An 11,930-nucleotide genomic window follows, 5' to 3' on the forward strand; every position below is an offset into this window, starting at 1 on the left:
GAAGCTCATGCACACGCTGTTCGGGCGCCGGACCCGCCTACTGGCCGCCACCACCGCGACCGCCGCGCTCGCGCTCGTCGTGGCCGGCTGCTCCTCGGACAACGGGGGCGGCAAGACCACCGTCAAGGGCGTTCACCTGGTCAAGGGCGGCCAGCTGACCACCTGCACCCACCTGCCGTACCCGCCGTTCCAGTCGGAGATCAACGGCAAGGTGCAGGGCTTCGACGTCTCCCTCATCGACCTCGTCGCCAAGAACCTCGGCGTCAAGCAGGAGATCGTCGACACGCCGTTCGAGAACTTCAAGACCGGCGCCTTCCTGAACTCCGGCCAGTGCGACCTCGCCGCCGCCGGCATGACGATCACGCCCGAGCGCAAGAAGAACGTCGACTTCTCCGACCCGTACTTCGAGGCCACCCAGGCCGTCCTGGTCGACAAGAGCAGCGGCATCAACTCGCTGGCGGACGTCAAGGCCAAGGGCAAGAAGCTCGGCGCCCAGGCACAGACCACCGGCGAGGACTACGTCAAGGGCAAGGGCTACGACCCGGTCTCCTTCGAGTCCTCCGACGCCGTCCTCAACGGCCTGCGCACCGGTCAGGTCCAGGCCGTCGTCATCGACTACCCGGTCGTCCAGGGCTGGCTGAAGGACAAGGCCAACGCGGACAAGTTCAAGGTCGTCGACAACCTCAAGACCGGTGAGCAGTACGGCTTCACGGTCAAGAAGGGCAACACGGCGCTGCGCGAGGCCATCAACAAGGCCCTGAAGGACGCCAAGGCCGACGGCACCTACAAGAAGCTCTACGAGCAGTGGATCGGCCCGTACAGCGCCTCCGTGGCCTCTCCCGCCGCCTCATGACCGATACGGACGTACAACTCCAGCCGAAGAAGAAGGGGCTGACGCGACGCCAGAAGCGTCGGCTGTCGCGCGGCATCCAGTACGTCGTCTTCGTCGCCGCCGTGATTGCCCTCGCGGTCACGGCGGACTGGGGCCGGCTGCGGAACCAGTTCGCCCAGGGCGGCATCGCCAAGCAGATGTGGCCGGACGTCATCACGCTGGCGCTGAAGAACACCGTCCTGTTCACGGTGTCCGGCTTCGTCCTCGGAATGGCGCTCGGCCTGGTCATCGCGCTGATGCGGCTGTCCACCGTGGGCCCGTACCGCTGGCTGGCCGGCATCTACATCGAGATCTTCCGCGGCCTGCCCGCCCTGCTGGTCTTCGTCTTCATCGCGGTGGCCGTCCCGCTGGCCTTCCCGGGCACGGAGATCCCCGGCGGCACCTACGGCAAGGCCGCCCTCGGCCTCGGACTCATCGGTGCCGCCTACATGGCGGAGACGTTCCGCGCCGGCATCCAGGCGGTGCCCAAGGGGCAGATGGAGGCGGCCCGTTCGCTGGGCTTCTCGCCCGTGAAGGCCATGATCTCCATCATCATCCCGCAGGCGTTCCGGATCATCCTCCCGCCGCTCACCAACGAGCTGATCATGCTCTTCAAGGACTCCTCCCTGGTGCTGCTGCTCGGTGTGACCCTGGAGGAGCGCGAACTGTCCAAGTTCGGCCGCGACCTGGCCAGTACGACCGCCAACTCCACGCCGATCCTGGTCGCGGGCCTGTGCTACCTGCTGGTCACCATCCCGCTCGGCTTCGTCGCCCGCCGTCTGGAGGCCAAGGCCACGAAGGAGATCAAGTGACCCGCCCCGAGATCCGTGTCCAGGACCTGCACAAGTCCTTCGGCGACAACCAGGTGCTCAAGGGCATCGACCTGGAGATCAACCAGGGCGAGGTCGTCTGCGTCATCGGCCCCTCCGGCTCCGGCAAGTCGACGCTGCTGCGCTGTGTCAACCTGCTGGAGGAGCCCACCGAGGGCCAGGTCTTCGTCGGCGGCACCGAGGTCACCGACCCGGACGTCGACATCGACGCCGTCCGCCGCCGTATCGGCATGGTCTTCCAGCAGTTCAACCTCTTCCCGCACCTGAGCGTCACCGAGAACCTCACGCTGCCGCAGCGCCGGGTCCTCGGGCGGGACAAGGCGACCGCCGCGAAGATCGCCGCCGAGAACCTGGCCCGGGTCGGCCTCTCCGAGAAGGCGGAGGCCTACCCCTCCTCCCTCTCCGGCGGCCAGCAGCAGCGCGTGGCCATCGCCCGCGCCCTCGCCATGGGCCCCGAGGTGATGCTCTTCGACGAGCCGACCTCCGCGCTCGACCCCGAACTCGTCGGGGACGTCCTCGCGGTGATGCGCATGCTCGCGAACGAGGGCATGACGATGATGGTCGTCACCCACGAGATGACCTTCGCCCGCGAGGTCGCCGACCGGGTCGTCTTCATGGACGGTGGCGTGATCGTCGAGGACGGCAGCCCCGAGCAGGTCATCGGCAACCCGAGCCACGAGCGCACCCGCCACTTCCTCTCCCGACTCCTCGACCCGGCGATGGCGGAGGTGGAGGAGGAGACCCCGGACCAGGTGGGGAAGACCGAGTCCTAGCTCACTATCAGGACCGAGCGGTAGCTCATTAAGGTGCGGTACATGAGCGATCACGCGGTACTGCACGTGAAGGGCCGGGTCCTGGTGGGGCCCGAGGACGTCCGTGACGAGCTGTGGGTGGTCGGGGGGCGCGTCTCCTACGACCGCCCCGCCGGGGCCCGTGACGTCCGGACCGTCGAGGGCTGGGCGCTGCCCGGCCTGGTCGACGCGCACTGCCACGTGGGCCTCGACGCGCACGGCCCCGTGGACGCGGACACCGCCGAGAAGCAGGCCCTCACCGACCGGGACGCCGGCACCCTGCTCATCCGGGACGCGGGCTCGCCCTCCGACACCCGCTGGGTCGACGACCGCGAGGACCTCCCGAAGATCGTCCGGGCCGGCCGGCACATCGCCCGCACCCGCCGCTACATCCGCAACTACGCCTGGGAGATCGAGCCGGACGAACTCGTCGCGTACGTCGCCCAGGAGGCCCGGCGCGGCGACGGCTGGGTCAAGCTGGTCGGCGACTGGATCGACCGCGACCTCGGCGACCTCTCCGCCTGCTGGCCCCGCGAGGCGGTCGAGGCGGGGATCACCGAGGCCCACCGGCTCGGCGCCCGCGTCACCGCGCACTGCTTCGCGACCGACTCCCTGCGCGACCTGGTCGAGGCGGGCATCGACTGCGTCGAGCACGCGACCGGCCTCACCGAGGACCTGATCCCCCTCTTCGCCGAGCGCGGGGTCGCGATCGTCCCGACCCTCGTCAACATCGCCACCTTCCCGCGGCTCGCGGACGGCGGCGAGACCCGTTTCCCGCGCTGGTCGGCGCACATGCGGCGGCTGCACGAGCGGCGCTACGACACCGTGCGCGGCGCCTACGACGCCGGGATCCCGGTGTACGTCGGCACGGACGCGGGCGGCTCGCTGGCCCACGGCCTCGTCGCGGCCGAGGTCGCCGAACTGGTCACCGCGGGCATCCCGCCGGTCGACGCGCTGTCCGCGACGAGCTGGGGTGCCCGCGCCTGGCTGGGCCGCCCCGGCCTGGAGGAGGGCGCCCCGGCCGACCTCGTGGTGTACGAGGGCGATCCGCGGGAGGACGTACGGGTGCTGGCGGCTCCGCGCCGGGTGGTGCTCAACGGGATGGTGATCGAGTAGGGGGAGCCGAGTGGGGGGAGCCGAGTGGGGGAAGCCGCGCAAGGGAACGCGTGTGCCCGATGATTCGAAGAAGTGTGCGGAAACTCCACTATCGAGTGAAGTAACCCAGGATCGCTGACCGTTCACCCTCCGTGCGCAAGAGTTGACGGGTCCCAAGCATGTCCCGTCTGGGGGGTCCCACACCTTGAACAGCAACAACTTCCGCATGCCCGCACGCCGTCTCGCCACCGTCGCGACGGTCACCGCTCTGGCCGCCGGTCCCGCGGTCCTGGGCGCGGGCGCCGCGCACGCGACCGCGGACCACGGCCGCGCCTCCGCCGTCGTCCTGCGCACCGGGCTCGACGTGTCCCTGCTCGACAAGACCGTCGACGTCCCGCTCGCGGTCTCCCTCAACGAGGTCCACGCACCGCAGAGCGCCGACAAGACCGTGCTGTCGGCCCGGCTCGACGGCGTGAACGGGGGCAAGCCGTTCACCGTGCTCGGCGCGGACGTCGCCAGCGCCAAGGCCACGGTGACGCACAAGCGCGCCGAGGGCTCGGTCCGCCTCGTCCACGCCAAGCTGCACGTCCCCGGCCTGCCCCTGCTGTCCCTCATCGAGGCCGACGCGGTCACCGCCCGCGCGACCTGCGAGGTCGGCAAGCGGCCCGTCGCCTCCGCGAACGTCCTCGGCGCCGTCACCGTCCTCGGCAAGCGCATCACGCTGACCGCCGGCGGACCGACCGAGGTGAAGGTGCCCGGCGTCGGCGAGGTCCGCCTCGACCTCGCCCAGCGCCGCACCACGACCTTCACGGCAGCGGCCACCGCCCTCGAACTCAAGGTCTCCGTCAACCCGTTGAAGCTGAACGTGGCCGACGTGGAGGGCACGGTCACCCTGGCCAAGGCGACCTGCAAGACACCGGTGGCCCCACCTACCGGGCATCCTGTGCCGAGCCATGACCCGGCGGCCGACGTCCGCCCGCAGGGCGCGCCCGCCCAGGCCGACCTCGCGGAGACCGGCGGCAGCTCGGCGACGCCGTACCTCGCGGGCGGCTCGCTGGTGCTGCTGCTGGTGGGCGGGGGAGTGGCGACCCTGGCCCGCCGCAAGAAGGGCTGACGGAACCCCTGGCGGGGCCGACGGGACTGGCGGGCTCAGCCCAGTGCCCGCTCCAGCTCCGCCAGGAATCCGTTCACCGTGGCCCTGTCCCGTACAGCCACCCGTACCCAGTCCTCGTCCAGCCCGGGGAACGTGTCCCCCCGCCGCACCGCGTAGCCCAGCTCGCGCAGCCGGTGCCGTACCGCGGCGGCATCCGGCATACGGACCAGGACGAACGGCCCCTCCGCCGGACCGGCCACCCGTACACCCCGGTCGGCGAAGGCGGACAGCCCCGCCACCAGGTGACCCCGGTCCGAGGCGATCCGGTGCGCCGCGTGCGCCGCCTCCGCGAGCGCCTGCGGCGCCACGCACGCCTCGGCCGCGGCCAGCGCCGGCGTGGACACCGGCCACAACGGCTGGGCCCGCTCCAGCTCGGCGATGGTCTCCGGCGCGGCCAGCACGTAGCCGATGCGCAGCCCGGCCAGACCCCAGGTCTTGGTCAGGCTGCGCAGCACGACCAGGCCGGGCACGTCCGTCCGCCCGGCCAGTGCCTCCCGCTCGCCCGGCACCGCGTCCATGAACGCCTCGTCGACCACCAACGTCCGCCCCGGACGGGCGAGTTCGGCGATCGCCCCGGCCGGATGCAGCACCGACGTCGGATTCGTCGGATTCCCGATCACCACCAGGTCGGCGTCCTCCGGGACGGCCGCCGGATCCAGCCGGAAGCCGTCCTCCGCCCGCAGCAGCACCCGGTGCACGGTGTGCCCCGCGTCCCGCAGCGCCGCCTCCGGCTCGGTGAACTGCGGGTGCACCACGGTGGGGTGGCGCACCTTCAGGGCGCGGGCCAGCAGCACGAACGCCTCCGCGGCGCCCGCCGTCAGCAGCACCCGCTCCACCGGCAGCCCGTGCCGCGCCGCCACCGCCGCCCGCGCGGCCCGCCCGTCCGGGTAGGCCGCGAGGGACGACAGTGACGCCGCGATCTCCTCCCGCAGCCACCGCGGGGGCGTGTCCGCGCGGACGTTGACGGCGAGGTCGACCAGCGCCGCCCCGCCGTCACGGATCTCGGCGTCCCCGTGGTGGCGCAGATCGTGCTCAGTGGGCATGAGCGTGTCCGTCGTGGTGGTGATGGTGGTGCGCGGGTCCGTGGTGGTGGCCGTCGTCGTCCGGGTGGAAGTGCGGCTGCTGCGGCAGCCCCACCTTGTCCGCGAAGCCCGGCAGCGCGATCCGGTACACGCACGAGTCGCAGTTCATGCGCAGATCGCCCTTGACCGCCTCCTCGTACCGCTCCATCACGAGGTCCAGCAGCTCCGGCTCGGGCCCGATGACGTCCGCCGACCGCACCTCGACCTCCGGATGCGCCGCCGCCCAGCCCTCGGTCTGCTGCCGCACCCGGTCCGGCAGGATCCCGGTGAACAGGAAGTACGGCAGGACGACGATCCGCTTGGCGCCCAGCTTCGCGCACCGGTCCAGGCCGCTCGGCACGTCCGGCGCCGCCAGCGACACGAATGCCGTCTCCACGCCCGCGTAGCCGCGCCCCTCCCACAGCAGCCGCGCCGCCTTGTGCACCTCGGCGTTGGCGTCGGGGTCGGTGGAGCCGCGCCCGACGAGCAGCACGGTGACGTCGGCCCGGTCCGCGGGCGTACGCACGGTGCCGCCGAGGGCCTCGTCCAGCCGCCGCTCCAGCACGCTCAGCAGCGCCGGATGCGGGCCCAGCGGGCGGCCGTAGGTGTACGAGACGCCCGGGTGCCGTTCCTTCTCGCGGGCCAGCGCCGCCGGGATGTCCCCCTTGGCGTGCCCGGCGGACACCAGCATCAGCGGCACCGCGGCGAACCGCCGTACGCCCCGCTCGACCAGCTCGGCGACCGCCTCACCCAGTGGCGGCGAGGACAGCTCGATGAAGCCGCCCGCGACGGGCAGTCGGGGGTGGCGGCGGCCCAACTCCCGGACGAAGTCACGGAAGGCCTCGGCTCCTGCCTCGTCCCGGGTGCCGTGGCCGGCGATGAGCAGGGCGGGCGGCGGGGTGGTCACGATGTCTCCTCGAACGGTGAAACGGGGTGGTACAGCAGGGCGTTGAGCGCGGCGGCGGCGACCGCCGAGCCGCCCTTCTCGGACACGTTGCTCACGGCGGGCAGCCCGCTCTCGCGCAACGCGGCCTTGGACTCGGCCGCGCCGACGAAGCCGACGGGCAGGCCGATGACGAGCGCGGGGGAGGCGTCCAGGGTGAGCAGCTCCTCCAGGGCGGTCGGCGCACAGCCGATCACCCACAGGGCGCCCGGCCCGACCTCCTCGTACGCGAGCCGGATCGCGTGGGCCGAACGGGTCAGCCCGGGACCGGCCTCGGCGTCCTTCAGCCGGCACACGGTCTCCCGCCGGGTGATCCCGGCGGCGACCATCTCGACGTCCACGACGACGGGCGCCCCGGCGTGCAGCGCGGCGTGCGCCTTCACCAGGCCGTCCTCGTCCATGACGAGATCGGACGCGTACTCCAGGTCGGCGGCGGAGTGGATGACCCGCTCCACCACCGCCCGGGTCAGCGGCGGGAAGTGCGAGGTGTCCAGGCGGGCACGCAGCCGCCGGAAGGACTCCTCCTCGATGGGATGGACCACACGGTTCATTTCGGCTCCTCCTGCCAGCGGTAGCCGCGCGGGGTCACCATGCGGCCCGCGATGGTGCGGGTCGCGGTGTTGCCCACGGTGACGACCGTCATCATGTCGACCGATGCCGGATCCAGTGCGCCGAGGGTGGTCACCCGGCTCGTCTCGTCCGGCCGCGAGGCGTTGCGTACGACCCCGACGGGCGTGGCGGGCTCCCGGTGCTCGGCGAGGATGCCGAGCGCCTTGGGCAGCTGCCAGTCCCGTCCCCGGGAGCGCGGGTTGTAGAAGGTGACCACGATGTCCGCCTCGGCCGCCGCGCGCACCCGGCGCTCGATGACCTCCCACGGCGTGTGCAGGTCGGACAGGCTGATGGACACGTGGTCGTGGCCCAGCGGCGCGCCCAGGATCGCCCCGGCGGCCAGCGCGGCCGTCACGCCCGGCACCCCGACCACGTCGATGTCGTCGGACGCCTCGGCGAGCGCGGGGGAGGCCATGGCGTACACGCCCGCGTCCCCGCTGCCGATCAGCGCCACCGCGTGCCCCTTGCGGGCCTCGGCGACCGCCGTGCGGGCCCGCTCCTCCTCGGCGCCGAGCCCCGACTCCAGCACCAGGGTGCCCGGCCGCAGCAGATCGCGGATCTGGTCGACGTACTGGTCGAGCCCCACCAGCACGGAGGCCCGCCGCAGCTCGGCCGTCGCACGCGGGGTGAGCAGGTCCCGGGCGCCCGGCCCGAGCCCGACCACCGCGAGCCGCCCGCGCCCCGGCCGCCGTACGACCGCGCAGGTCGCCATGGCCGGCTGCCCGTCCGCACGCTCCGACTTCCGCTTGGGCACGAGGAGTTCACCACCGCCCATCAGAGCGGCGGCCTCGGCGACCGAGGGCGTCCCGACCGCCGCGAGCGGCGCGTCCGAGGGGTTGGGCACCTCGACGGCCGCCAGCTCGTCGGCGGAGTACGTCACCAGGGGCACCCCGAGCCGCTCGGCGGCGGCCACGATGCCCGGCTCCTCGGCCTTGGCGTCCACGGTGGCGAGTTCGGCGACGGACTTCGGCGAAAGCCCCGCCTCACGCAGCGCGCCCTCGACCAGCCCCAGCACCTCTTCCGTCGGCGCCCCCTTGGAGGCGCCCACGCCGACCACCAGGGACGGCGGGCGCAACAGCACCTCGCGCTCGCCCGGTTCGACGTCCCGGTCGGTCAGCCGGATCGTGTACGCCCCCTGCGCGGCCGTCGGCAGCGGAGGCAACGGCCACGCCAACTCGGCTTCCAGGGCGACCGGTTCGCCGTCCAGCAGGGCCCGCGAGACCGCCGCGACCGAACCCTCGAAGGGGAACCCGAGCGTGTCCAGACCGGGCAGCCCGACGGAGTCCGTGGCGGTCGTCACGACCGGCTCGGCTCCCAGCAACGCGCCCACCTCGCGGGAGAGTTCATTGGCGCCGCCGCCGTGCCCGCCGACCAGCGACACCGCGAACCGGCCGCCCTCGTCCACGCACACCACACCGGGGTCGGCGGCCTTGTCGCCGAGCAGCGGGGCGAGCAGCCGTACCACCGCGCCGGTGGCGAGGAAGCACACCAACTGCTCGCACTCCGCGAACGCGGCCCGTACGGCCTCGCCCACGGGCCCGTCGTACACCCGCGCGCGCTCCGGCCACGCCGCGGCCAGCCGGTCGCGCGCCGCCGCCCCCGCCGCGGTGGCGGAAATGAGGCCGATCACTGGGACACTCCTTCATTAGACGCACTGGATGCCAGGGGTCTGACGCCCCACAGCAGGAACACAGGATTGGTCGCCGCGAGCCGGGTCACGTCCCCGGGCAGCGGCGCCAGCCGCGACGACTGGAGCAGCACTCCGTCGCAGCGGAAACCGGCAGCGGTCAGGGCCTCGCGCGCCGCCGGCACCCGGTCGAGCGCGGCCATCGCGACGACCACGCTCCGCCGCGCCCGCAGCGCGCACGCGGTGACGATGGCGGGCAGCTCGCGCCCCCCGCCGCCGACGAACACGGCGTCGGGATCGTCGTGCGGCCCGGACAGCCCGGCCAGCGCGTCCGGGGCCGCACCGTGCAGCACGCGCACATCGACGCCGTGGGCGCGCGCGTTGGCCCGGATCCGCTCGACGCCGTCCGGGGCCTTCTCGACGGCGACGACAGCCGCGCCGAGCCGCGCGCACTCCACGGCCACCGAGCCCGAGCCCGCGCCGACGTCCCACACCAGGTCGCCCAGGCGCGGCGCGAGCCGGGCCAGGGCGAGGGCCCGCACCTCGAATTTGGTGATCATCGAGTCCCGGTGCGCGAACTCGCCCTCCTCCAGGGCCCATTGGGCGGGCGGCTGAGGAACCCCGGCGACCGTGCGCACGGCACCGAGCGCCCGGTCCTCGTCCAGGCACAGCACGACACTCACCGCCGTACCCCAGTCCCGGGCCGCCGCCTCGGCGGGCGTCACGCGCTCCACGCGCTCGCGCCCGGGGTCGCCGAGCGCGCTCGCGACGACGAGGACACGGTCGTGCCCGGCGAGCGCGGCACCCAGCTCGGCCGGCCCGGACCCGGGCCCGGTCAGCACGGCGGCCTTGGGCCGCGCCCGGCAGACGTTGACGGCCGTGCGCAGGTCCCGGCCGTGCGCGCTGACCACGACCGCGTCGTCCCAGGGCAGCCCGAGCCGGGCGAACGCCGTCGCCACGGAGGACACCCCGGGCCGTACATCCAGCCGCCCGGCCCCGAACCGCTCGGCCAGCACCCGCACGATCCCGAAGAAGCCGGGGTCCCCGGAGGCCAGCACGACGACCGGCAGCTCCTTGCCGACGTACTCCGCGATCACGTCCAGCGCGGGCGCCAGCGGCCCGAGGACGACGTGCTCCACGCCCTCCGGCAGCCCCGCGGCCTCCAGGTGCCGCCGCCCGCCGACGACCAGCGCGGCACCGGCGAGCACGTCCTGCGGTACGGGCGCCCCCGTGCCCGTACCCACCACGGTGATCACGTGCTCGCACCCCGCTCGCGCAGCGCCCTGCGCGCCTCGGGGTCCGCCTTGCGGAAGCCGTGGAAGTGCCCCGGGTGGTACAGGTGCGAACGCGTCCCGTGGGCGTCCAGGGCCGGGCCGACCAGGAACAGCGTGTGCTTCCACAGCTTGTGCTCCTTGACCGTCTCCTCCAGCGTGCCGATCGTGCACTTCACGACCAGCTCCTCCGGCCAGGTCGCCTGGTAGGCGACGACGACGGGGGTGTCCGCGGGATAGCCGCCCTCCAGCAGCTCCCGCACCAGCTGGCCGCTGCGTGCCGCCGACAGGAAGATCGCCATGGTGGTGCCGTGCCGGGCGAACTCGCGCACCTCCTCGCCGGGCGGCATGGGCGTCTTGCCGCCGCCGAGCCGGGTCAGTACGACGGACTGCGCGACCTCGGGGATCGTCAGCTCGCGCTGGGCGAGCGCGGCGACGGCGGAGAAGGCGGAGACGCCGGGGACGACCTCCGTGGCGATCCCGAGCTCCGCGCACCGGTCCAGCTGCTCCTGCGTCCCGCCCCACAGCGCCGGGTCGCCGGAGTGGATGCGGGCGACCTTCAGGCCCTCGGCGTGCGCACGGCCGTAGACGGCGACGACGTCCTCCAGGGACATGGTCGCCGAGTCCAGGATCTCCGCGCCCTCGCGCGCGTGCTCGAGGACTTCCGCCTGGACCAGGCTGGCCGCCCAGATCACCACGTCCGCCTCCGCGATCGCGCGCGCGGCGCGGAACGTCAGCAGATCGGCGGCGCCGGGGCCGGCACCGACGAACGTCACCTTGCCGGTGGGGGAGTCGGCCATGGGAAGAGGTCCTCTCGTGCGGAACATCGAAGGTGAAGCGACTGTCACTGGACTGTGAACGGGCGGAATGTCAGGGTGTGGCCGGTCTGTGAACGTGCCCGATGTGCGCGCAGCCGCCTCCATCGGATAGCAAGGGCCTATGGCGGTCTTCGTCGCGCTCGGCGCGTTCCTGATGACGCTGGCCGGCGGCTGGACGGCACAGCGCGTGACCGACCGTCGCCATCTCGTCCTCGGGCTGGCCGGCGGTCTGATGCTGGGCGTGGTCGGCCTGGACCTGCTGCCCGAGGCGCTGCACGCCGCGGACCGCGAGGTCTTCGGCGTACCGGCGGCCCTGCTGCTGTTCGTGGCCGGCTTCCTGCTGGCCCATCTCGTGGAGCGGACGCTGGCCGCGCGCCAGGCGTCCCACGGCGGCGACGAGCACGGCCACCGGGCGCCCGAGGTGGGCCTGACGGCGGCAGCCGCCATGGTCGGCCACAGCGCGATGGACGGGGTGGCGATCGGCGCGGCCTTCCAGGTGGGCGGCGGCATGGGCGCCTCCGTGGCGCTCGCCGTGATCGCGCACGACTTCGCCGACGGCTTCAACACCTTCACCATCACGAGCCTGTACGGCAACGCGCGCCGCCGGGCGATCGGCATGCTCGTGGCCGACGCCTGCGCACCCCTGGTGGGCGCGCTCTCGACCGCGTTCTTCCACCTGCCCGAACCGGTGCTCGGAGGCTACCTCGGCCTCTTCGGCGGCGTACTGCTCTACCTCGCCGCCGCAGAGATCCTCCCCGAGGCCCACCATGAGCACCCCGCCCGCTCCACCCTGCTGTGCACGGTGGCCGGCGCGGCCTTCATCTGGCTGGTGGTCGGCATCTCCGGCGGCTGACCGCAGCG

Annotated in this window: 12 protein-coding genes; 6 read left to right on the forward strand and 6 right to left on the reverse strand. The window is 73.2% G+C overall.

The window, feature by feature from the left end; all coding sequences use genetic code 11:
- The first annotated feature begins 7 nt into the window (after positions 1-7).
- From ACWD35_RS35625 to ACWD35_RS35645, 5 genes are all read left to right on the forward strand, one after another.
- On the forward strand, positions 8-853 hold the full coding sequence (locus ACWD35_RS35625) for a basic amino acid ABC transporter substrate-binding protein (protein WP_451355497.1): 846 nt from the start codon (positions 8-10) through the stop codon (positions 851-853).
- Complete coding sequence (locus tag ACWD35_RS35630; RefSeq protein WP_451355498.1) at positions 850-1,683, forward strand: amino acid ABC transporter permease; 834 nt, start codon at positions 850-852, stop codon at positions 1,681-1,683. Before ACWD35_RS35625 ends, ACWD35_RS35630 begins: the two co-directional genes overlap by 4 nt.
- Positions 1,680-2,474, forward strand: a complete 795-nt coding sequence (locus ACWD35_RS35635; protein ID WP_451355499.1) for an amino acid ABC transporter ATP-binding protein — start codon at positions 1,680-1,682, stop codon at positions 2,472-2,474. Before ACWD35_RS35630 ends, ACWD35_RS35635 begins: the two co-directional genes overlap by 4 nt.
- A 42-nt stretch (positions 2,475-2,516) precedes the next feature.
- A complete protein-coding gene (locus ACWD35_RS35640) occupies positions 2,517-3,608 on the forward strand; it encodes an amidohydrolase family protein (protein ID WP_451355500.1) in 1,092 nt (363 codons plus the stop codon).
- 184 nt (positions 3,609-3,792) lie between these two features.
- On the forward strand, positions 3,793-4,701 hold the full coding sequence (locus tag ACWD35_RS35645; protein ID WP_451355501.1) for an SCO1860 family LAETG-anchored protein: 909 nt from the start codon (positions 3,793-3,795) through the stop codon (positions 4,699-4,701).
- 35 nt (positions 4,702-4,736) lie between these two features.
- On the opposite strand, the gene cobC is transcribed toward ACWD35_RS35645, so the two are convergent.
- Genes cobC through cobM form a run of 6 tightly spaced genes read right to left on the reverse strand, consistent with a single transcriptional unit; the run spans position 4,737 to position 11,051 of the window.
- Positions 4,737-5,783 (reverse strand): Rv2231c family pyridoxal phosphate-dependent protein CobC, encoded by a 1,047-nt coding sequence (cobC, locus tag ACWD35_RS35650; protein ID WP_451355502.1) that lies wholly within the window; start codon positions 5,781-5,783, stop codon positions 4,737-4,739.
- Positions 5,773-6,708, reverse strand: coding sequence for a sirohydrochlorin chelatase (locus ACWD35_RS35655; RefSeq protein ID WP_451355503.1), 936 nt, complete (start codon positions 6,706-6,708; stop codon positions 5,773-5,775). Before ACWD35_RS35655 ends, cobC begins: the two co-directional genes overlap by 11 nt.
- A complete protein-coding gene (locus tag ACWD35_RS35660; RefSeq protein ID WP_451355504.1) occupies positions 6,705-7,295 on the reverse strand; it encodes a precorrin-8X methylmutase in 591 nt (196 codons plus the stop codon). The genes ACWD35_RS35655 and ACWD35_RS35660 overlap by 4 nt, the downstream gene beginning before the upstream one ends.
- A complete protein-coding gene (gene cobJ, locus ACWD35_RS35665; RefSeq protein WP_451355505.1) occupies positions 7,292-8,983 on the reverse strand; it encodes a precorrin-3B C(17)-methyltransferase in 1,692 nt (563 codons plus the stop codon). Before cobJ ends, ACWD35_RS35660 begins: the two co-directional genes overlap by 4 nt.
- The gene (gene cbiE / locus ACWD35_RS35670) at positions 8,980-10,236 is read right to left on the reverse strand and encodes a precorrin-6y C5,15-methyltransferase (decarboxylating) subunit CbiE (RefSeq protein ID WP_451355506.1); all 1,257 of its coding nucleotides are present in this window, start codon (positions 10,234-10,236) and stop codon (positions 8,980-8,982) included. The genes cobJ and cbiE overlap by 4 nt, the downstream gene beginning before the upstream one ends.
- On the reverse strand, positions 10,233-11,051 hold the full coding sequence (gene cobM, locus ACWD35_RS35675; protein WP_451355507.1) for a precorrin-4 C(11)-methyltransferase: 819 nt from the start codon (positions 11,049-11,051) through the stop codon (positions 10,233-10,235). Before cobM ends, cbiE begins: the two co-directional genes overlap by 4 nt.
- A 139-nt stretch (positions 11,052-11,190) precedes the next feature.
- On the opposite strand from cobM, the gene ACWD35_RS35680 reads away from it, so the two are divergent.
- The gene (locus ACWD35_RS35680) at positions 11,191-11,922 is read left to right on the forward strand and encodes a ZIP family metal transporter (RefSeq protein ID WP_451355508.1); all 732 of its coding nucleotides are present in this window, start codon (positions 11,191-11,193) and stop codon (positions 11,920-11,922) included.
- Positions 11,923-11,930: the final 8 nt, after the last annotated feature.

This window comes from Streptomyces sp. NPDC002671 (assembly GCF_053592475.1).